Genomic DNA, 19971 nt, shown 5'->3' with positions numbered 1-19971 from the left:
TTCAGCTCCCGGGCTCGAGGGCGATCCAGGTGGTTTTCAGCTGGCAGTACTTGTCCAGGGCATAGGTGCCCTTGTCCGCGCCGTTGCCGGACAGCTTCCGGCCCGCGAACGGAGTTGACGGCACGCCTTCCTCGTAGGAGTTGACCCAGACGTTCCCGGCGTTGATCCCGCGGGCCATCCGGTGGATGCGCGACACGTCGCAGGTCCACACCGACGCGCCGAGTCCGTAAACGGTGTCGTTGGCCAGCCGCAGCGCTTCGCTTTCCTCGCGGAACGGCTGGACGCAGACGACCGGCCCGAAAATTTCCTCGCGAGCGATCTGCATCGACGTGGTCGTGCCGGTGAACACCGCCGGTGCGACCAGAGAGCGTGCTTCGTCCAGCGCGTGTTCCGACCCGGTGCGCAATGTGGCGCCGTCGCGCAGGCCCGACTGGATGTACTCGAGAACTGTGTCGCGCTGGGTGCGGCTGCTCAACGGCCCGAGGTCGGTGCCCGGGTCCAGCGGATCGCCGATCGAGAGCACGGACACCCGCGCGCAGAGCCCTTCGACGACCTGGTCGTACACCGAGCGCTCCACGAACAGCCGTGACCCCGCGGTGCACATCTGCCCGGTGTTGAAGGTGAACGCCCAGGCCGCGGTGTCGATGGCGCGCTCGAGATCGGGCGCGTCCGCGAAGATGACGTTCGGTGACTTGCCGCCGAGTTCGAGCGAAACCGTTTTACCGTTGGACTCCGCCGCATAGCCGAGCAGCTGCAGGCCGATCTCGGTCGAGCCGGTGAACGTCACGCAGGAGACGCCGTGGTGCCGACCGAGCGCCGAGCCGACCGTCGAGCCGCGCCCGGTCACGACCTGGAGCACCCCGTCCGGAAGCCCGGCCTCGCTGCTCAGCTCGGCCAGCCGCAGCGACGACGCCGAGGTCTGCAAAGCAGGCTTGAGGACAACGCTGTTTCCGGCCATGAGGGCAGGGGCCAGCTTGAGCATCGCGAGGTTGAGCGGGAAGTTCCACGGAGTGATGGCCGCGACCACGCCCAGCGGCTCGCGGGTCACGAGAGCCACCGCGTCCTGGAGACCACGCGGGGAATCGTCCATCAGCTTGTCCGCCAGCTGGCCGTACCAGCGCAGGTTCCGCACCGCCGAGACGACCTCGAAATCGCGGGCTTGCTGGACCGGCTTGCCCATCTCGCGGGAGACCAGGACGGCCAGCTCGTCGGCGTTCCGCTCGATGAGGTCCGCCCAGGCCAGCAGGATTCGGCCCCGTGCCGTGGGTGCCAGGCGAGACCAGCTGCCGCCCTCGAAAACGGCCTGGGCCTCCCCCACGATCCGCGCGACGTCGACAAGCCCGGCGGCCGGGACCGTGGTGAAGTGTTCGCCCGACCAGGGATCGCGCAAGGGAAGCGTCTCGCCGCTGCTCGCCTTGGACCAGCCGCCGCCCTCCCACATCCCGAAGGACGCGGGGACGGCGGCGGCCAGCGCGCGCAGGCGTTCCTCGCCCGCCATCAGGCGAGCTCGAAGTAGCGCTGGAACTCCCACACCGAAAGCTGGGCGTCGTCGCGGTCGGCCTCGGTATGGAACGACAGCCATTCCCAGCGGCGCAGGCCGATCCAGTAGTCGATGAACTCTTCCCCGAGGTACTTGCGGAGCTGGTCGTCGGCCTCGAGCGCCGCGATCGCGTCGTACAGGTTCTTGGGAACCGGCGCGACGCTGCCGGGAGCCAGCGCCCACGCCATCCCGTCGAACGCCGGCGGCGGCGTGGTTTTCTCGTCCAGCCCGAGGAGACCGCCGGCGAGGAAGACGGCGAGCGTCGAGTACATGTTGGAATCCGCGGCAGGCAGCCGGTATTCGAGCCGGGTCGCCGCGGCGTCGGCGAGCACCGCGCGCACGGCGCAGGATTTGTTGGCCACGCCCCACGTCTGCGTGGTCGGCGGGCCTTCCAGCTCCATCAGGCGTCGGTAGGAAGTGATGGTCGGCAGCGCGAAACTGGTCGACGCTTCGAGAGTTCCCATTACGCCGCCGAGGAAATGCAGCATGCGCTCGGACGGTTCGGCCGGCGCGGCGGCGTTGAAAAAGATGTTGCCGTCCTCGTCGCTGACCGAGACGTTGAGGTGCGCGCCCTGTCCGTAGGCCGCGGACCATTTCGACATGAACGTCACCGACCGGCCGAGGGAATAGGCGACCTCGCGCATGATCTGGCGGGCCCGCGCCCAGTAGTCGGCGGCGGTGACCGGGTCGGCGGGGGCGATGTTGAACTCGATCTGGCCGGTCGCAGCCTCGTCCGACCAGGCCTCCCAAGGGATTCCGATCTCGTCGAAGCGCGCCGCGACCGCTTCCAGGTACTCCGTGTAGTCCGCGGACTTCGCGTGCACCAGCGCCGCTCCGGCAGTGCCGCCGAGCGGGGTGAGGTCCTGGTACTTCTGCGCGCGAGCCTGATGGACGGATTCCTCGAACACGGTCGCTTCGATCTCGACGCACGCCTGGATGCTCAGCCCGCGCTCGCGGTAGGCGGCGACGATCCGCTTGAGCGCCTGGCGCGGGTCGGCCCCGACCGGTTCCCCTTGCAGCGTCCACAAATCGCCGATCACCGAGGCCATGCCGGGCTTCCATTCGACCAGGGTGTCCTCGTCCGGCCGCAGCACGATGTCGGTGATCAGCCCGTCGCGCCGCCAGGCCGGATAGCCGAAGCCGAGCGCGGAATGGTTGTTGAGGTCCAGCCCCAGCGCCAGATCGGGCAGGGCGACGCCCTTGCCGCCGCCCGCGCGGTACTTCGCCGCGGAGAGCGTCTTGCCCATGAAGACGCCGTCGTTGTTGGTCGCCTCGAGGCGTACCCGTGAAACGGATGCCATCGCGCTCAGCCGGTCAGAGTTCACCGCACACCACCTTCAGGTTCGCGCCGACGAGCGCGGAAAATCCGGACAACGGGCCGTTGAGGGCCAGTTCGCCGCCCCCGAGTTCCTCCGACAGCAGCGAACTGCCGCCGAACATCCGGGCCAGCGCGGCGGCGGTGCCGAGAAGTCCGTAGCCCTCGTTCGCGACGTCGCCGAATTCGGCCGCCGCGTCCTCGTCGAAGCAGTACACCGACAGCCCGCCCGGCATACCGGGAAGCGTTTTCGCGCGCTCCCAGAACGTTTCCGCTGCCGAACGCCAGTCGACGTCGAGCCCGGTCAGCAGCGTCCGCACCTCTCCCGCGAAACCGTTCAGCGCCTCCGGGTCCGCCTCCGCCGGCACCGGATCCGGCCATCGCACGTCCCAGGCGACCTGAGCGGGCGCGAGGCTGTCCGCGGAGACCGTGACCTCCGTTCCGGTGAAGGTCACGAACGCCTTCTGGGCATCGGTGGCGGACGACAGACCGATCACTCGGGGTTCGTCGGCCGCCGTGAAAACTTCGCCGCGGGAGAACGCTTCGCGCAGCCGGCGCGCTACGGACAGCACCATCGGGGTCGGCCGGTCGAGCACACCCACCGCGGGAGTCGGGGATTCGGACATCGCTGCCTCACTTTCCGATCGGGCGACTTAATCATGTGATCTAATCAGAAGTCCTGTCAACACCCGCCGCCGTATTTCCGCGGCAAAACCCGAGATCAACGGCCTGAAAAGGGGACTCCGATGGGTTTGTCCGTTCTCGCGATGCTCGACCTGCTCGACGACGACGCGCGCGCGTTTGCGCAGACCTTGCTCGGCGACGCACCTCCCCCGCCGTACGCGCAGTACGGCGTTGAGGGCGTGCGCAGGCTCTTCGACGCCGCCGAGGCACCGCGCCACCCGATCCGCCCCGTGCACAGCGTCGACGAGCGCATGATCGACAGCCTGGCCGGCCCGCTGCGAGTGCGCTGTTACCGGCCTTCGCCCGCAGTCGATCTCCCCGTGCTGATGTACGCCCACGGCGGCGGATTCGTCGTGGGAACGCTCAACGGTGTCGACGACCTGTGCCGGTTCTTGTGCGCCGAAGCGGGCTGTGTCGTGATCTCAGTCGAGTACCGACGCGCTCCCGAGCATGTCTTCCCCGCGGCCGCGGACGACTGCTTGCGGGTCTATGACTGGATCTTCGAAGAAGCCGCGTCCCTCGGCGCCGACCCTTCCCGGATCGCCCTGGCCGGCGACAGCGCGGGCGGGAATCTCGCACTGTCCGTCTGCACCTCGTTGGCCGCGGCGGAACGCCCCATGCCGTGTGCATTGGTCCTCGCCTACCCCGCGACGTCCGATACTCATTCGGGACCGTCTTGGGATGCCTTCGAGGACGCGCCGATCCTCTGCAAGGCAGACGCTCTCTGGTTCTGGTCGCTCTACGGCGCAGACCAGGACTCGCGAGCGGTTCCCTGTTTGTCGGACGCACTGTCCGCCCTGCCGCCGACTTTCCTCGTGGCCGCACAGGTGGACGTGCTGCGATCGGACTACGAGGACTTCGCGACACTTGCCCAGTCCGACGGAGCCGACGTGGAACTCCGCCGATACGACGGTGTCCCGCACGGGTTTTTCACCGAGGTGGCGACGATCGGGAAGGCCGAGTCAGCGGCGACCGATGCGGCGCGTCACCTGCGGGCGCACTTCGGCCGGTGAAGAAATCAGCGGCCGATCGCGAAAGTCTGCGTCCTTGCCGCTGGCGGGGGCGGTGCCGTCTGCCCTCTCGGCGACGGCAACGTCCGCGAACTGACTGACGGGCATGCGCGTTCCCGCACGAATTTTGGCATTCACGCTCCTGCCCCGTGCTGAGCCGCGCGCCGGGCGCATGCCTGGTGATCGACGCCATCGCTCGCCGGCCCCGTACCCGCCGCCGGGATGCTCGGGCAGTCGTTGCCGACCACATCGACGCGGACATGGTGTGCCAGGCGATCGACGCGGCGGTCGCCTGCCGCGACACCGCCGCCGGCACGGTGCCGCATTCCGACCGCGGCGGGGAGTTCACCGCGGCATTGGCCCCCGAAGCCAGCGCCGCACACGAGCCGGCGCGGTCGATGAGCGATACGGGAATATGTTGGGACAACAGCCCTGCGGAATCGTTCTGGTCGACGTTCAAGCACAAGTACTACTACCGTCACACGTTTGCCACCAAGGCGGAACTCGTTGCTGCGGTTGACAATTGGATCGGACACTACAAAAACAAGCGGCGTCGCTCCTCGGTCGGGATGCTCAATCCCGCGTGTTACGAGCAGTCCTGATAGGCGCAGCGAAAGCTGCTTGAAGAACTGCCCACTGTTCGGGGAAACCTCAAGTCGACCCAACCGGTGCCCTGGACGCGGAAACCCGCGCGCAACGCGCGGAGTCTGCTAAAAGAGCTCACTTTCAGGCCTCGCCCTGCTTAGCTCCCGCGCCCGACGCCGGGGAACTCCTGAGACTCGATGAGCAAATGTGCGCGTATTCGAATAAATGGTACCGGCATGCCGCATGCCGTGACCGAACCAGTCTCGACTGGCATTCCACGAATCCAGATGAAATTGAACTGTGCCGCCTGATCTGCGCCTCTTGCACGGTGCGTACGGCATGTTTAAGAGAAGCAGTCGAGGAATGTGACGCGTGGGGCGTCCGGGGCGGCTTAACCCCCGACGAGCGCGAACTGATCGCAGGCACAGCCAAGGTTCGGATCCTGCCATCACACGGGACAAACGCCCGCTACGCGAAGCACGGATGCCGATGCAGAACCTGTCGCCATGCACACAGTCGCTACGAGCGAAGTCGTCGACAACTCCACTAGCCCCAAAGGCCGCGCGCCTCACGTCACGCAACCATCCCACCGCGACACTCGGAATCACGCGCCCACCTCCATGTCACCGCTTGACTAACCAGCGTCTATACCACGAACGCACCAGTTCGGCGCAGACTTCAAAACTGACTATGATATGCTCGACGCCGAGCTGGAAAGACACTGGCGAGCACAACGTCCAGCCTCCAAGTACTGGGGGTCAAGGGGTCGCAGGTTCAAATCCTGTCAGCCCGACCGGACGAACAAGCCGCTTGGCTTGGGTGAGAACCCAGGTCGGGCGGCTTTTTTGCTTCGGGGACTTGGTCTTGCCCACGACGTCCCCAGCAGCCGCTTGGGGACCAGATGGGGACCCCGCCGCGTCCGATGTGGAGGGTGATCCGGGCTCTCCCCCGATCAATGGGAAAAGCGGGTTGCGGGCCGGATAGCATTCCCGGGGTGTCGGATGTGGGGGACGAACCTTTCGGCTGGACCAATGATCCGTCGGTGGTCATGGTGTGCCTGACCTTCGTCCGGGATGCATCCCTGGACGAGATCTTCAGGGTGCTCGCCGCGCAGCCGTTCGGGACAGTGGCCACGCCCTTCTCGTTGGGCGACTTGACAAACAGCACCAACAGCGGCATTCGCATCGCGCAGGACGGTCAGTGGGCGGTGGTCGTCGAGCTGGAATCCCTGGCGGCTACCAAATCGGAGATCCTCGCCGCGCTGTCCCGCGGGCGTGAGGTCGTGCAGGTTTTTCGCACCGGATCGGGGATGGAGAACTTCAGCTACTGGCGCGACGGCGAACAGTGGTGCCAGTTCGACCCGATCAATCCCTCCGTCCGGACAGGAAGCCGCCCCGACAGTCTGGTCGCCGAGATGCGGGCCTGCGGCATCTCCCCCGACGGCGGGGCGATGGTGGAGGGCACCGGGCTATACAGGCTGGCTGCGACGCTGACCGGCCTGGTCGCTGACACGGCGCTCGTGCTCGATGCCGCGCTTCCGGCCGGATCGATTCCCCGGCGACGTCGCAGGCAGTTGCCGGACGGTCCATGATTGAGAACCACGGCCAGACTGGCTTCGTGGACAACAACATCGACCTCGACGCGGCCGAGCAGCAGATCGCACAACGGCGCGTCGGCTGGCGCACGCTCGGCATTCTCGCGGGCGAGACCACCTGGCGGGAGTGCGACGGATGGCCGCACCGGATCACGACTGATCGCGCGACGGTCGCCGACGCCGATTCGATCGGCGTTGAGCTCGCCAAAGGCACGCAGCTGGGAATCATCGTGCTGTTCGCCGGCGGCTGGGCGGACTTCATGTTCTATAACGGCGTCGACGACGGCATCGGCATCGTGGAGGCGCCCGGGTGGAACGATCCGCTTGACGTCGACAGATTCGGCCAGCTCCTTGATCGGCTCACCAAGCTGTTCTCGTAGCTGCGCACCCGGTGCCAAGCCGGAGAACAAAAGAGCTCGCCTGACGTCAACCGCGGGCGAGCAGTGCGTACGCGGTGGACGCGGCCTGCCGAAGGAGGCTCGCGTCCGAGCGGGCGCGGGCCAGGACGTAGCCGCCCTGGACTACTGACAGCACCATCGTCGCCAGCTCCGCCGCCGGGAGGTCGGCCCGTACGGCACCGGCTTCCTGAGCGTCCTGGATCGCGGGCTCGAGCAATTCGGCGACGCGGCGGAAGGCCTCCCCGACGGGCTCGGACAGGCGTGGGTCGTCGAGTACCGCGCGGTCGTACGTGAGACCGCCGATCTTGCATCCGGCGAGCGCGTCTCGCTCGTCCAGCAGGTAGCGGCGCAATCGGACTAGACCGGGTTCTGTTCCGGCGAGGGCGGACTCCGCAGCTGCGACGACGGCGTTCGCGTTCGCGGCGATCGCGGCTGCTCCCAGGTCGGTCTTCGCCGGGAAGTGGTGGTAGAAGCTGCCCTGGCCGACCCCGCTGGCGGCCATCACCTGGCGCGGGCTCGTCGCTGTGTAGCCGGACTGCCAGATCAGCTCTGCGCCCGTCTCGATCAGCTTCGTGCGGTTGTCGCTCACGCCCCAAGCATACCTACCTCTAGGTATGGTCGCTGCATGAGCGAAGACATCACTCCGGACCGGCACCGTTTCGCGATCGGCACGGTCGGAGGGCCGACGGCGGTCATCGACTACGGCGGGCTGCGGTTCGTGACCGATCCGACCTTCGATCCGCCCGGCGATTACGGCGCGTATCGCAAGACCGCAGGTCCGGCGGTTTCGCCCGCCGCGTTGGGGAGGGTGGACGCGGTTCTGCTCAGCCATGACCTGCACTGGGACAACTTCGACCGCGAGGGCCGGGTTTTCGCCCGGCGCGCTCCGTTGATCGTCACGGGCAGGCAGAGTGCCGAGCGCCTCGGGGCTCCGGCGATCGGGCTTGGCGATTTCGAGGTGCACGGGATAGCGGAGGTTCGCGTGCACGTGGTTCCGGCGCAGCACGGGCCCCTCGACGGAGAGCGCGACGACGCCGGCAACATCAACACCGAAGTCCACGGGTTCGTCCTGGAATCCGCCGGGCTGCCCACGGTGTACGTCAGCGGCGACAACGCGGGCATCGGGCCGGTCAAGGCGATCGGGGCGGCGTTTCCCGGCATCGACGTCGCGGTTCTGCACGCTGGGGCCGCGCGGGTGCCGGGCAAGAACGCGGGGCGGGCGCTGACTCTCACCTCCGCCCGGGCCGCTGACGTGGCCGCGTTGCTCGACGTCGGCCAGGTCGTCGCGGTCCATCACGAGGGCTGGTCCGTCTACAGCGAGAATTTCGCTGATCTGGAGCGCGAGTTCGCCGAAGCCGGGATCCGGTCTCGTCTGGTTCCGACGAAACCTGGCCGGTGGGCGCTCCGGTACTAAGGGGTTTCGTCCTGGGCGAGAGCCGAACTGGGTTCAGTGCTCGTCGGCCACGCGCTGCGCCCGGGCGGAGAGTTCGGTCTTGCGGATCTTGCCCGTCGCGGTCATCGGGAACTCGCCGACGACCTCCACCAGCGGCACTTTGTACGGCGCCATCGCGGTTTTCGCCCACGTGCGCAGGTCCGAGGCGGTCACCGACGCGTCCGGGGCGAGGCTCACGAACGCCACCGGCACCTGTCCCGATTCCGGATGCTCCGCGGGCACGACCGCGGCGGTGCGGACCGCGGGGTGCCGGGACAGCAGGAGTTCCACCTCGGCCGGGAACACGCTCATCCCCTTGACCTTGATCAAATCCTTGTCCCGCCCCAGATAGTGCAGGCAGCCGTTCTCGTCGAGGCGGCCGTTGTCGCCGGTGTGCAGCCAGCCGCCAGTCAACTGCGCGGCCGTCGCGTCGGGGCGGTTCCAGTAACCGGTCATCACCGACGGGCTGCGCACCACGATCTCCCCCGCTTCGCCGAGCGGGAGCGGGTCGAGGGTGCCGAAGCGGACCACAGCGAGGTCTGTGCCGGGCATCGGGACACCGCAGAACACTGGCTCCGCCAACAGGTCCTGGTCTTCGTCCGCCATGCCGTACGGCGTCGCGTCGAAGGTGTGCGTCTCAGTCATCCCGTACGCCGCTTCGCAAAGCACCGAATGCGCGCCGACGACCTCGCGCCACGCTGCGCGCACGTCCTGGGTCAGCTTGCGCACAAACGAAACCGCCATCGGCATCTTGAGACTGGACAGGTCGCGGGCCGCGAGGTCGGGGCGCTCCAGGAGTTCAAGGTAGTTCTCCACCGTGCCGACCATCGACGTCACGCCGTGCCGTTCGATCGCCGTCAGGGCGGCTTCCGCGTCCCACCGGGTCATCAGCACCGACGTGCCGCCGAGGACGAGCGGGTTCAGGATTCCCAGATCCTCGCCGGCGATCCAGAAAACCGGCAGATAGCACAACGGCACATACCCGGTCTCCACGGTGTGCCCGGTCGCCGCCACGGCCGTCGCCGCGGTGTAGAGCATGTGCCGCTGCGTGTGCTGGCAGCCTTTGGGCAGACCGGTCGTCCCGCCGGTGTAGTTCAAGGCCGCCAACGCGTCCAGGTCGGCCGGGTGCTCCGGCGCGGGCGGGTGCGCGGTCGCTTCCGCCCAGGCGGTGGCAGCGAAACCGGCGGGCAGCACCGGGGAACCGCCCGCCGCAGACAACTCCCCCAGCGCCGTCACGAGCACCTGCCGCACCCGCGTCTCCGGCAGCGCGGCCGCCACGACCGGCAGCACGGTGTCGACCGCGACCAGGACCGTCGCGCCGCTGTCGGCGAGTTCGTAGACGAGTTCCTCCCGCTGGAACATCGGGTTCACCGGCACGTGCACCGCGCCGAGCCGCAGAACCGCCAGCATCGCCACGGTGAACTGCGGGCAGTTCGGCAGGTCCACCGCCACCCGGTCCCCTGCCCGCACGCCCGCGGCGGCCAGCCATCCGGCGACCCGGGCGACCAGGTCGGCGAGCTCGCGGTAGTCGATCGTCCGTCCTTCGTAGACGATCGCGGGCTGGTTGGGCCGTTCCCGCGCCCAGTGGTCGACGTGCCCGGGAATGCTCAGTTCGCCGAGCGGCAGCACGAGGCGGTCCGGGGTGTTCGCCGGCCGTACCCGGGCCTGGCGAGCGCGGACGTCGTCGAGATAGGTCTCGAGGTCCATGTCGGGCTCCTTCGTCACCACGTGTCGATGCGCTTGCGGGGACCGGCCGTGCGCTCGCGCGGCAGCGTCCGGGTGATCCAGGCGCGGGTGTCGGCCGGGTCGATCACGTCGTCCATTTCGAACACGGTCGCCGCGGCCAGCGCTTTGCCGCGGCGGTAGCTCTCGGCGAGAAGCCGGTCGAACTCGCGCTGTTTCTCGGCGTGGTCGGAGATCGCGTCGAGTTCGCGGCGGTAGCCCAGCCGCACCGCGCCCTCCAGGCCCATCCCGCCGACCTCGCCGGTCGGCCACGCGACCATCGCTTCGGGCACCCGGAACCCGCCGCCCGCCATGGCCATCGCGCCGAGCCCGTACGCCTTGCGCAGCACCACGCCCACCATCGGCACGTCCAGATGCGCGCCCTCGACGAACATCCGGCCGAACCGGCGCACGGTCGCGGTCCGCTCGGCGTCCGGGCCGACCATGAATCCCGGTGTGTCCACCAGCGACACGACCGGGAGCCCGTGCGCGTCGCACAGCTGCAGGAACCGGGCGGCCTTGTCCGCGGCGTCGGCGTCGATCGCACCGCCGAGGTGGCGCGGGTTGTTGGCCAGCAAGCCCATCGGCCTGCCCTCGATGCGCACGAGTGCCGTGACGACGCCCGCTCCGAATCCGCGGCGCAGCTCCAGCACCGAATCCTCGTCGGCCAGCAGCTCGATCGCGCGCCGCACGTCGTAGACCCGGACCCGGTTTTCCGGCACCACGTGCCGCAACCGGCGCTGGTCCGCGACTGTCCATTCGCGACGGTCGCCCTGGAAGTACGACAGGTACCGCCGCGCCAGCTCCACTGCCTCGGCCTCGTCCGCGGCGACCAGATCGAGCACGCCGTTGGGTTCCTGCACCGAAACCGGGCCGATCTCCTCCGGCCGGTGCACGCCGAGGCCGCCGCCCTCGATCATCGCCGGGCCGCCCATGCCGATGTTCGCGTCCGCGGTCGCGATCACCACGTCGCACACCCCGAGCAGCGCCGCGTTTCCGGCGAAGCAGCGGCCGGACGCGATGCCGACAGTCGGCACCAGCCCGTTGAGCCTGCCCATCGCGGCGAACGTGTCGAGATCGAGCCCGCCCGCCGTCACCACGTCGGTGTCGCCCGGCCGCCCGCCGCCGCCCTCGGCGAACAGGACGAGCGGAAGCCGTTGCCGCGCAGCGAGATCCAGCATGCGGTCGGTCTTCTCGTGGTTCATGAAACCCTGGGTGCCGGCGAGCACGGTGTAGTCGTAGGAGAGCACGACGCAGCGCGCGTCGCCGGTGTGCTCGGCATTGACCGTGCCGATTCCCGCGACCAGGCCGTCCGCCGGGGTGGCGGCGATCAGGTCCGCTTCGCTGCGGCGCTGGCGTTGCGCGGCGATCACGAGCGCGCCGTACTCCAGGAAACTGCCGTCGTCGCACAGATCCGCGATGTTCTCCCGCGCGGTCCGGTGCCCGGTGCGCCGACGCTTCGCCACCGCTTCCGGACGTGCCTCGTCGAGACCGACCCGGTGCCGCTCCAGCACTTCTTCGAGGTCCGGCCGCACGTGCGCGGGGTCCGGTTCGGCCGGCCCGCTGCTCGCCCCGTGCTGGTCGGCGTCCGCGGTCAGTTCCACGAGCGGCTGCCCGGGCCGGGCGAGGTCACCGACTCCGATGTGGACAGACCGCACCACGCCCGCGACCGGCGCCGCGAGCACGTGTTCCATCTTCATCGCTTCGAGCACCACGACCGGGTCGCCAGCCGCGACGCGAGCGCCTGGCTCGGCGACGAAGACCACCGAACCGGCGAAGTCGGCCGCGATCCCGTCGCCTTCCGCCGCAGCCGGACGATGTTCCGGCACCAGCTCGGCGAGGTGTTCGTCCACAAAGGACGTCGTCGCCGATCCCTGCCGGACTTCGTCGCGGGACAACAGTTCCCGGAGGAAGTCCGTGTTCGTGCCCGGTCCGTCGACCCGCACCTCGGCCAGCGCCGAACGGGCGGCGTCGATCGCCGCGGGCAGCTCCGCCGACGGGACGTGCGTGACGATTTTCGCCAGCAGCGAGTCGTACGTCGTGGTCGCGACCGTGCCGGCGTGCGCGGCGGTGTCGACCCGCACCCCCGGCCCGCCCGGCAGGTCCAGGGCCTCGATCCGCCCGGCCGTGGCGTGCGCGGTGCCGTCCGGCCGCAGTTCCTCCAGGTTGACCCGGCACTGCACGGCCGTCCCGCGTGCGGGCGGGATGTCTTCCTGCGCGAGCCCGAGTTCCCCGAGCGCCGCGCCCGCCGCGATCCGCAGCTGGGCGACCACCAGATCCAGTCCCGTGACCGCCTCGGTGACGGTGTGCTCGACCTGGATCCGCGGGTTCGCCTCCAGGAACGCGAACCGCGCCGGATCGTCCGCGTCGACCAGGAATTCGACGGTGCACAATCCGCGATAAGACACCGCGGCTGTCATCCTCGTCGCCGCGTCGCGCAGGCTCGCCCGGCACTCTTCGGGCACCGTGCGGGCGGGCGCGACCTCGACCACCTTCTGGTGGCGGCGCTGCAGGCTGCACTCGCGGTCCCACACGTGGCTGACCGAGCCCGTGCCGTCGCCGACGATCTGCACCTCGACATGCCGCGCCCGCGGCACCAGCTCCTCCACGAACACGGTGTCATCGCCGAACGCCCGCAACGCCTCCGACCGGCACCGCTCGATCGCCCCCGGCAGTTCGGCCGCGTCGACGACTCGCCGGATCCCGCGTCCCCCGCCGCCCGCGACGGCCTTGACCATCACCCCGCGCCCCGCGCCGAGGCTCGCGAGGAACGCGCCAGCCTCGGCGACGTCCGAGGTCGAGCGGAGCACCGGCACACCGAGCTTCTCCGCCAGCCGCCGCGCGTCCGCCTTGTCCCCGAACGTCCGCAGCACCGCCGCGTCCGGCCCGGCGAACCGGACCCCGCGCGCCGCGCACAGTTCCGCCAGCGTGGCGCTTTCGGACAGGAAGCCGTAACCCGGATGCAGCAGCTCGCAGCCCGTGCGTTCGGCGGCCGACACGAGCTGGTCCGCGTCGAGGTACGGCCGGTCCCCGGCGAGTACCACGACCTCGTCGGCCAGCCGGTGCACCGGGCCGTCGGGCTCCTCGGCGGCTTTGACGGCCACCGCCCGCCAGCCGAGAGCGCGGGCGGCGCGCAGGACACGGAGGGCGATCTCGCCGCGGTTGGCGATGAGGACGGAAGGCAAGGGCTGCTCCTTCGGGACGTGAGCCGCCCTCATCCTGCGTTGACATTGACGTCAACGTCAATAGGTATGCTGGCGCCCATGGCATCCGGAACCTGGGCCGTGCGCGAGAAGCTCGACCGCGCCGACAGCGCGACCCGGCACGTGCTGCTGGCCGCCGCCCGCCGCGTCTTCGAAACGAAGGGCTTCGCGCTGGCCACGGTCGCGGACATCACCCGCGAGGCCGGGGTCGGGCGCGCCACGTTCTACGTGTACTTCGCGGCCAAGGAGGAGGTTTTCGCGGTGCTCGCGCGCCAGGTGCGCGACCAGCTGGTGCAGGCGCAGGAGCTGACCGGCCTCGACCCGGACGACCCGTGGGCGGTGGCGGCGGCGACCACCACCGCGTACCTCGACGCGTACGCGGAGAACCTGTCCTTCCTGACCGTTCTCGACCACCAGGCGATCGCGGACCCGGCGATGGCCGAACTGCGCGAGGAGATCCACGAGCTGCCCACGAAACGGGGCGGCCGCTACATCCGCCGGCTCGCCGAGCGAGGGCTGGCCGACCCGGCCGCCGACCCGGAGACAGTCTCGCTCGGCGGCGGCGGTCTCGTCGCGGTCCTCGCGCCCGTCCTGGCCCGGCACCCCGAACGCCGGGACCGGATCCTCGCCGATCTCACCCGGATGTACCTGCGGCTGCTCGGGCTGCCGCCGGAGAAGCCCGCCGGCCGGAGCTGACCCCGCCGCCGCGAAGCTTCTGTCATCTCGGCGCGCCGGATGCTAAACAGGACCTCCCTGGTTTCACCGCCGCTTTACCCGGTGCGCCCGGTCCGGGGTCCCGGGCGCACCGCCGAGAAAGGGTTGCCATGCCTGTGAAGCGCATCTTCACCTCCACAATGGCCACCGGGCTCGCCGCCGTCTGCGCACTGGCCGCGGCGCCCGCTGCCTCGGCGAGACCGGCGCCGCCGCCGACTCCGGTAGCGCAGGGTTCCGGAGGCGCGGTCGTCTCCGACACCGTCGAGTCCACCCAGGCCGGGATCGACGTGCTGCGCCGGGGAGGCACCGCCGCGGACGCCGCGGTCGCCGTCGCCGCGACGCTCGGCGTGACCGACCCGTACGTCGCCGGGCTCGGCGGCGGCGGGTACTTCGTCTACTACGACGCCCGCACCAAGACCGTGTCCACCATCGACGGGCGCGAGACCACGCCCGCAGGCGACTCGTCGTCGATGTTCATCGACCCGGCCACCGGCAAGCCGTACGCCTTCGAGACCGCTGTCGAGAGCGGCCGGTCCGTCGGCGTGCCGGGCATGCTCGCCACCTGGCAGCGTGCGCTGCAGCGCTGGGGCAAGTTCAGCCTCGCGGACAACCTCAAGCCCGCGGAAAAGGTCGCGCAGCGCGGGTTCGTCGTCACGCCCGAGTTCGAGCGGCAGACGCAGTCCGTGGCGGCGAAGCTGGGCCACTTCTCCCCCAGCGCCCAGCTGTTCCTGCCCGGCGGAGCCGCCCCGAAGGCCGGTTCCGTGCTGCGGAACCCCGATCTCGCCGCGACCTACCGGCAGATCGCGCGCGAGGGCATCGGCGCGTTCTACGGCGGCTCGGTCGGCCGCGATCTCGTGCGCACGGTGCAGAACCCGCCGGCCGCGCCGGGCACCACGACCCCGCTGACCGGCCCGATGCAGTTGTCCGACCTGCGCGCGTACCGGGCACTCGACGGCACGCCGACGCACATCAACTACCGCGGCTACGACGTGTACGGCATGGCGCCGTCGTCCAGCGGCGGCATCACCGTCGGCGAATCGCTGAACATCCTCGGCAACTTCCCGATGTCCACAATGGACCAGACGCAGGCGCTGCACCACTACCTGGAGGCGAGCCGGCTCGCTTTCGCCGACCGCAACCGGTACATCGGCGACTCGCGCTACGTCAACGTGCCGCAGCAGCAACTGCTCTCCAAGCAGTTCGCCGCGACCCGCGCGTGCCTGATCGACCCGGCCAAGGCGGGGTCGAGCCCAGTCGCGCCGGGCGATCCGTACGCGACCGGTTCGGGCTGCGCCACCGCTCCGGCGGCGTCGTCGGACAGCAATGAGCAGCACACGAACCACTTCGTCGTCACCGACAAGCAGGGCAACATCGTGTCCTACACCAACACGATCGAGCAGCTGGCCGGCAGCGGCATCACCGTGCCGGGACGCGGGTTCCTGCTGAACAACGAGCTCACCGACTTCAACTTCGCCCCGACGCAGGGTTCGGCGCCCGACCCGAACCTGCCCGCGCCGGGCAAGCGGCCGCGGTCGAGCATGTCGCCGACGATCGTGCTGCACGACGGCAAACCCTTCCTCGCGGTCGGTTCGCCGGGCGGCGCGACGATCATCACGACCGTCCTGCAGATCCTGGTCAACCGGCTCGACCTCGGCATGACCCTGCCGGACGCGATCGCCGCCCCGCGCGCCTCCCAGCGCAACGCGGCGACCACGGACGCCGAACCGGGATTCCTCGCCCTGCCCGTGGTGAAGGGTCTCGAGGCGCTGGGGCAGCAGTTCAAGAACGCCGGCAGCATCGGCGTGGCGGCGGGGATCGAATTCCTGCCGCACGGACAGCTGCTGGCCGCCGGGGAACCGGCACGACGCGGCGGCACTTCCGCGGCTGTGGTGAACGGGAAGCACTGACGCCTGGACGGCCCGCCGCCTTTCCGGGCGGCGGGCCGTCGCGCGGTGCGCTGTCGGACCGGCACCGATCGCGCGGCCGTCTCGATCGGCGTTGCCGCTCCCGGTGCTGAGCCGCGGCAGACCGCGACGGGTTCGCGCTCACACGGGAAGCAGCGATGGACGTTTCGCGCTGCGGCCGTCCCCGGAAGACCTGCCGAGCAACCGCCGGACCAGCCAAGGGCCGAGAAACTCCGCCAGCCACCGGAGTTCCGCGCCGACCGTGCGCCACACCGGTTCGCGGACGGCGGGCGGCAGCGGGGCGCTCCAGCTGTCGTCGCTGCCGGGGAGGCCGAGGCTGTGCGCGACGGCCGCCGCGATGCGGGCGTGTCCGATCGGGTTGGCGTGCAAGCGATCCGCGCACCAGAGGCGTGGGTCGCTGGCGACCTCGTGCCGGTCGCAGTCCACGACTGTTACCCCGTATCGGGCTGCCGCGGAACGGATCCGGCGGTTGAGATCAGCGACTCGCGGGCGCAACGGCGCGGCGATCGGCGCGATTCGGCCGAGGTCGGGGAAGGCGAGGGTGACCACTTCGGCGCCCGCGGCGGTGAGTGCGGCGAACATGGCCGTCAGGTGCGCTTCCACGGCGCCGGCGTCGTAGCCGGGGCGGAGCACGTCGTTCATTCCGGCGACCACGGTGGCCAGCGTCGGCCGCAGAGCCAGGGCCGGAGCGAGCTGTTCGGCACGCACCTGGCCCGCGAGGCGTCCGCGGACGGCGAGGTTGGCGTACTCCACCCGCTCGCCGGTCGCGGCGAGATGCTCGGCGAACCGGTCCGCCCAGCCGCGGTGGCCAGTGGCCTCGTCGCCGTCCCCGATGCCCTCGGTCTGGCTGTCGCCCAAGGCCACATAACGGATGGTCACGCACCGGCCTCCTGTTTGATCTGCTCGAACCGGGCGGCCATCGCTTCGCTCAGCGCCGTCGCCGCGGACAGCGGGCGCACCATGACCACGAAGTCGTCGATCAGCCCGTTGTCGTCGGTGTGCAGGAAATCGCAGCCGTTGATCTCCTTGTCCCCCACCTTCGCGGTGAAGACGAGGGCGTGGTCGCGCCCGTCGGCGCTGGAGATCTCCCGGACGTAGCGGAAGTCGGCGAAAACCCGGCTCACGGCGCGCAGGATGGCCGAGGTGACCGGCTTGCCGGGGTACGGCCGGTACGCGACCGGGCTGGTGAAGGTCACGTCGTCGGCGAGCAGGGCTTCGACGGCGGTGTGGTCGCCGCTTTCGACGGCCTTGCGGAACGGGTGCACGCTGCCTCCTACTAACTTTGTTGATTAGGTGCAGCCGAGATTAATCACCGGGGTGTTACCGTGTCCAGGTGTCCTTGAAGTTCGCGATCCTCGCCGCCCTGCTGGAGGGCGAATTCTCCGGGTACGACCTGGCCAAGTCGTTCGACGCGTCGGTCGCCAACTTCTGGCAGACGACCCCGCAGCAGCTCTACCGCGAGCTCGAACGGCTCTCGGCCGAGGGCATGATCGCGCCGCGCGTCGTCGAGCAGGAACGCCGGCCGAACAAGCGCGTGTTCCGCCTTACGCCCGCCGGGCGGCGCGCCCTGCACGAGTTCACCGCGACGCCGGTCCAGCCCACCACGATCCGGGACGACCTCCTGGTCAAGGTGCAGGGAAGCGACGCGGGCGACGCCGAGGCGGTGATCGCCGCCGTCGAGGAACGCATGGAGTGGAGCCGCGCCAAGCTCGCCCGGTTCGAGCGGCTGCGCGAGCGCATGCTGGACGGCCGGTCGGAAAGCGACTATTTGCGCGAGAACGACCGCGTCGGGCCTTATCTGACGTTGCTGCGCGGAATCTCGTTCGAGAAGGAGAACCTGCGGTGGGGCGAGCACGCCGCGCGAATCCTCCGGCAGCGCGCCGAATCGGGCGTTTCCAGGCCTGCCTAGCGCGGCGGTGGCGGAACCGTCCTGGGTGACGTATACCCGTGCGGTGACGGGTACGACGGTGGGGCTGTTGCATCCGGGCCGGATGGGTTCGGCGATCGCGGCGCAACTGATCGCGGGCGGGCATCGGGTGTTGTGGTGCCCGGCCGGGCGGTCGGCGGGAACCGCGCGCCGGGCCGAGGAGACCGGGCTGACCGCGGCGGAGACGATTCCCGAACTCCTCGAGCGGAGCGCGGTCGTGTTCTCGATCTGCCCGCCCGCCGCGGCCGAGGAAGTCGCCGGAAGCCTCGAGGACTACCGCGGGATCTGCGTCGAGGCGAACGCGATCAGTCCGCATCGGACGGTCGCGATCGCCGACCGGGTCCGCGCGACCGTGGTGGACGGATCGATCATCGGCCCTCCCCCGGACGAGCGCTCGACCGCCCGCGTCTACCTGTCCGGCCCGGACGAAGCCGTCGAACTGGTGCGGGGACTGCTGGCCGGCAGCAGAGCCGAACCGGTGCCGCTGGGCGGACGGATCGGCGCGGCGAGCGCGGTGAAGATGGCCTACGGATCGTTCCAGAAGGCCTCGCGTGCGCTGGCCGCGGTCAGCCATGCGATCGCCGACGACTACGGCGTCGGCGACCACCTGCTCAAGGAAGCGAACGCCTTCGGCGGCAACGCATTGGCGGACACCGACGGGCTGCCTTCCGCGGCCGCGCGGGCCTGGCGATGGGCGCCGGAAATGCTGGAGGTCGCCGAAACCGCACGGGCGCTCGGTCTCCCGGACGCCCTCGCCACCGGCGCGGCCGAGGTGATGTCGCGCTGGGCGGACGACAAGGACGACTTCGGCCTCGACCTTCCGGCCACGCTGCGCCGCCTGCATCGCGAGTGACCGGGCCGGGCCGCGCTCTTCCCCGACGATGCCGCAAAACCGAGTTCCAGCTCGCGTCCGCAGTCCACACGCGACCGACGGGGATTCTTGGCGGCCCGGGCGTCACCCGCGAGCCCCTCGGCCGATGCCGCGGTCGCCCGCCCCGCGTGACCGCGGCCACTCGGCCCGCGCCTTGCCAGACCCCAGTTGATCTGTTGTGCTTAGCCTTACCTAATCACCCGGACCGGCAAAGGGGTGTCGTCGGCGATGTACGCATGTGTCTGCGCGGCTGTGACGATGCCGCAGGTCGAGGCCGCCGTCATGGCCGGAGCCCGCAGCGTCGAGGAGATCGGCGAGCGCTGCGCCGCCGGGACCGGCTGCGGAACCTGTCACGAACGGCTGAACCGGATCCTTCTCGAGCGCGCCGCACCGCAGGACCTCGCGCACAGCGCCTGACCGGCACGTTCCGCTCCGGTTGTGAGGCGCATCACGCGTGGGTAGCATCCGGACCGGTCGAGGCCGGAGGTGCGGACGATGCAAGGCGACGACGAAGTTCTCGCGCTGCTCAACGAGCAGCTGACCAGCGAGCTGACCGCGATCAACCAGTACTTCCTGCACGCCCGCATGCAGGCGAACTGGGGATTCACGAAGCTGGCCGCGCAAACCCGCGCCGAGTCGATCGAGGAAATGCACCACGCCGAATGGCTGACCGACCGCATCCTGCTCCTCGGCGGCCTCCCGAACTACCAGCGGCTTCTGCCGATCAACGTCGGCCAGACGATCCCCGAGATGTTCTCCTCGGACCTCGCGATCGAAATCGACGTCCTCGACCGGCTCCGGCCCGGCATCCCGATGTGCCGCGCCCACGGCGACGCGGGCAGCGCGAACCTGCTCGAGAAAATCCTTCTCGACGAGGAGCATCACGTCGATTACCTGGAAACGCAGCTGGAGCTGATCGACAAACTCGGCGAGCAGCTGTATCTGGCGCAGCTCGTGGATCAACCGCCCACCGCGGGCTGACCTCCGCCCGGGTAACGAAACACCGCGGCACGGCGACTCACTGGCACAGAATCCGGCACTGCCGAACCCC

20 protein-coding genes are annotated in these 19971 nt (G+C 69.8%); 12 read left to right on the top strand and 8 right to left on the bottom strand.

Annotated elements, in window-relative coordinates:
* Nucleotide 1: 1 nt before the first annotated feature.
* The 3 genes from EIZ44_RS01065 to EIZ44_RS01055 are packed head-to-tail and all read right to left on the bottom strand — an operon-like array spanning nucleotide 2 to nucleotide 3481.
* Nucleotides 2–1498 (bottom strand): aldehyde dehydrogenase family protein, encoded by a 1497-nt coding sequence (locus EIZ44_RS01065; protein ID WP_205673006.1) that lies wholly within the window; start codon nucleotides 1496–1498, stop codon nucleotides 2–4.
* The gene (locus EIZ44_RS01060; protein WP_240691192.1) at nucleotides 1498–2865 is read right to left on the bottom strand and encodes a glutamine synthetase family protein; all 1368 of its coding nucleotides are present in this window, start codon (nucleotides 2863–2865) and stop codon (nucleotides 1498–1500) included. Before EIZ44_RS01060 ends, EIZ44_RS01065 begins: the two co-directional genes overlap by 1 nt.
* The gene (locus EIZ44_RS01055; protein ID WP_134727426.1) at nucleotides 2855–3481 is read right to left on the bottom strand and encodes a hypothetical protein; all 627 of its coding nucleotides are present in this window, start codon (nucleotides 3479–3481) and stop codon (nucleotides 2855–2857) included. Before EIZ44_RS01055 ends, EIZ44_RS01060 begins: the two co-directional genes overlap by 11 nt.
* 120 nt (nucleotides 3482–3601) lie before the next feature.
* Between EIZ44_RS01055 and EIZ44_RS01050 the strand changes: the two genes are divergently transcribed.
* The 5 genes from EIZ44_RS01050 (at nucleotide 3602) to EIZ44_RS01030 (ending at nucleotide 7108) form a co-directional block, all read left to right on the top strand.
* Nucleotides 3602–4552, top strand: a complete 951-nt coding sequence (locus tag EIZ44_RS01050) for an alpha/beta hydrolase (protein ID WP_134727425.1) — start codon at nucleotides 3602–3604, stop codon at nucleotides 4550–4552.
* 176 nt (nucleotides 4553–4728) lie between these two features.
* Entirely contained in the window at nucleotides 4729–5151 is a 423-nt protein-coding gene (locus EIZ44_RS01045; RefSeq protein ID WP_167753932.1) for an integrase core domain-containing protein, read from the top strand.
* Between the two features lie 188 nt (nucleotides 5152–5339).
* Nucleotides 5340–5684, top strand: coding sequence for a WhiB family transcriptional regulator (locus EIZ44_RS46140; protein ID WP_134727423.1), 345 nt, complete (start codon nucleotides 5340–5342; stop codon nucleotides 5682–5684).
* A gap of 444 nt (nucleotides 5685–6128) precedes the next feature.
* Nucleotides 6129–6725, top strand: a complete 597-nt coding sequence (locus tag EIZ44_RS01035) for a DUF6461 domain-containing protein (RefSeq protein ID WP_134727422.1) — start codon at nucleotides 6129–6131, stop codon at nucleotides 6723–6725.
* 26 nt (nucleotides 6726–6751) lie between these two features.
* Entirely contained in the window at nucleotides 6752–7108 is a 357-nt protein-coding gene (locus EIZ44_RS01030; RefSeq protein ID WP_134727421.1) for a hypothetical protein, read from the top strand.
* A gap of 46 nt (nucleotides 7109–7154) precedes the next feature.
* Here EIZ44_RS01030 and EIZ44_RS01025 read toward each other — a convergent pair whose 3' ends face one another.
* Nucleotides 7155–7715, bottom strand: a complete 561-nt coding sequence (locus EIZ44_RS01025) for a TetR/AcrR family transcriptional regulator (RefSeq protein WP_167753931.1) — start codon at nucleotides 7713–7715, stop codon at nucleotides 7155–7157.
* A gap of 36 nt (nucleotides 7716–7751) precedes the next feature.
* Between EIZ44_RS01025 and EIZ44_RS01020 the strand changes: the two genes are divergently transcribed.
* The gene (locus EIZ44_RS01020) at nucleotides 7752–8540 is read left to right on the top strand and encodes an MBL fold metallo-hydrolase (protein ID WP_134727419.1); all 789 of its coding nucleotides are present in this window, start codon (nucleotides 7752–7754) and stop codon (nucleotides 8538–8540) included.
* A 33-nt stretch (nucleotides 8541–8573) separates the two neighbouring features.
* Here the strand turns inward: EIZ44_RS01020 and EIZ44_RS01015 are convergent, their stop codons facing one another.
* Entirely contained in the window at nucleotides 8574–10265 is a 1692-nt protein-coding gene (locus EIZ44_RS01015; RefSeq protein WP_134727418.1) for an AMP-binding protein, read from the bottom strand.
* A gap of 14 nt (nucleotides 10266–10279) precedes the next feature.
* On the bottom strand, nucleotides 10280–13465 hold the full coding sequence (locus EIZ44_RS01010) for a carboxyl transferase domain-containing protein (protein ID WP_205673005.1): 3186 nt from the start codon (nucleotides 13463–13465) through the stop codon (nucleotides 10280–10282).
* Nucleotides 13466–13543: 78 nt separating this feature from the next.
* Between EIZ44_RS01010 and EIZ44_RS01005 the strand changes: the two genes are divergently transcribed.
* Entirely contained in the window at nucleotides 13544–14179 is a 636-nt protein-coding gene (locus EIZ44_RS01005) for a TetR/AcrR family transcriptional regulator (RefSeq protein ID WP_238605868.1), read from the top strand.
* Nucleotides 14180–14307: 128 nt separating this feature from the next.
* Nucleotides 14308–16104 (top strand): gamma-glutamyltransferase, encoded by a 1797-nt coding sequence (gene ggt, locus EIZ44_RS01000; RefSeq protein WP_134727416.1) that lies wholly within the window; start codon nucleotides 14308–14310, stop codon nucleotides 16102–16104.
* 138 nt (nucleotides 16105–16242) lie between these two features.
* Here ggt and EIZ44_RS00995 read toward each other — a convergent pair whose 3' ends face one another.
* Both EIZ44_RS00995 and EIZ44_RS00990 read right to left on the bottom strand, forming a co-directional pair.
* Nucleotides 16243–17001 carry an SGNH/GDSL hydrolase family protein gene (locus EIZ44_RS00995; protein ID WP_134727415.1) on the bottom strand — a complete coding sequence of 253 codons (759 nt, stop codon included), beginning with the start codon at nucleotides 16999–17001 and terminating at the stop codon, nucleotides 16243–16245.
* On the bottom strand, nucleotides 16998–17387 hold the full coding sequence (locus EIZ44_RS00990) for a nuclear transport factor 2 family protein (RefSeq protein WP_134727414.1): 390 nt from the start codon (nucleotides 17385–17387) through the stop codon (nucleotides 16998–17000). Before EIZ44_RS00990 ends, EIZ44_RS00995 begins: the two co-directional genes overlap by 4 nt.
* A gap of 68 nt (nucleotides 17388–17455) precedes the next feature.
* Here EIZ44_RS00990 and EIZ44_RS00985 point away from each other — a divergent pair, with 68 nt between their 5' ends.
* The 4 genes from EIZ44_RS00985 to bfr all read left to right on the top strand — a co-directional run bounded on the left by EIZ44_RS00985 (nucleotide 17456) and on the right by bfr (nucleotide 19901).
* Nucleotides 17456–18031 carry a PadR family transcriptional regulator gene (locus tag EIZ44_RS00985; protein WP_134727413.1) on the top strand — a complete coding sequence of 192 codons (576 nt, stop codon included), beginning with the start codon at nucleotides 17456–17458 and terminating at the stop codon, nucleotides 18029–18031.
* A 43-nt stretch (nucleotides 18032–18074) separates the two neighbouring features.
* Entirely contained in the window at nucleotides 18075–18902 is an 828-nt protein-coding gene (locus EIZ44_RS00980; protein WP_205673004.1) for a DUF1932 domain-containing protein, read from the top strand.
* A gap of 246 nt (nucleotides 18903–19148) precedes the next feature.
* Entirely contained in the window at nucleotides 19149–19337 is a 189-nt protein-coding gene (locus tag EIZ44_RS00975; protein WP_037717597.1) for a (2Fe-2S)-binding protein, read from the top strand.
* Between the two features lie 78 nt (nucleotides 19338–19415).
* Nucleotides 19416–19901, top strand: coding sequence for a bacterioferritin (bfr, locus tag EIZ44_RS00970; RefSeq protein ID WP_037811561.1), 486 nt, complete (start codon nucleotides 19416–19418; stop codon nucleotides 19899–19901).
* The last annotated feature ends 70 nt before the right edge of the window (nucleotides 19902–19971 follow it).

It is taken from the genome of Amycolatopsis nivea (assembly GCF_004522235.1).
GTDB classification, from domain to species: Bacteria; Actinomycetota; Actinomycetes; order Mycobacteriales; family Pseudonocardiaceae; genus Amycolatopsis; species Amycolatopsis nivea.
The sequence above is the reverse complement of the archived record's forward strand: the minus strand, read 5'-3'. Positions and strand labels throughout refer to the sequence as shown.

Bases quoted from the DNA above. Each gene is read 5' to 3' on its own strand.
- EIZ44_RS01065 (WP_205673006.1), bottom strand. From the start codon at position 1,498: ATGGCGGGCGAGGAACGCCTGCGCGCGCTGGCCGCCGCCGTCCCCGCG.
- EIZ44_RS01055 (WP_134727426.1), bottom strand. From the start codon at position 3,481: ATGTCCGAATCCCCGACTCCCGCGGTGGGTGTGCTCGACCGGCCGACC.
- EIZ44_RS01050 (WP_134727425.1), top strand. From the start codon at position 3,602: ATGGGTTTGTCCGTTCTCGCGATGCTCGACCTGCTCGACGACGACGCG.
- EIZ44_RS46140 (WP_134727423.1), top strand. From the start codon at position 5,340: ATGTGCGCGTATTCGAATAAATGGTACCGGCATGCCGCATGCCGTGAC.
- EIZ44_RS01020 (WP_134727419.1), top strand. From the start codon at position 7,752: ATGAGCGAAGACATCACTCCGGACCGGCACCGTTTCGCGATCGGCACG.
- EIZ44_RS01015 (WP_134727418.1), bottom strand. From the start codon at position 10,265: ATGGACCTCGAGACCTATCTCGACGACGTCCGCGCTCGCCAGGCCCGG.
- EIZ44_RS01005 (WP_238605868.1), top strand. From the start codon at position 13,544: ATGGCATCCGGAACCTGGGCCGTGCGCGAGAAGCTCGACCGCGCCGAC.
- ggt (WP_134727416.1), top strand. From the start codon at position 14,308: ATGCCTGTGAAGCGCATCTTCACCTCCACAATGGCCACCGGGCTCGCC.
- EIZ44_RS00975 (WP_037717597.1), top strand. From the start codon at position 19,149: ATGTACGCATGTGTCTGCGCGGCTGTGACGATGCCGCAGGTCGAGGCC.
- bfr (WP_037811561.1), top strand. From the start codon at position 19,416: ATGCAAGGCGACGACGAAGTTCTCGCGCTGCTCAACGAGCAGCTGACC.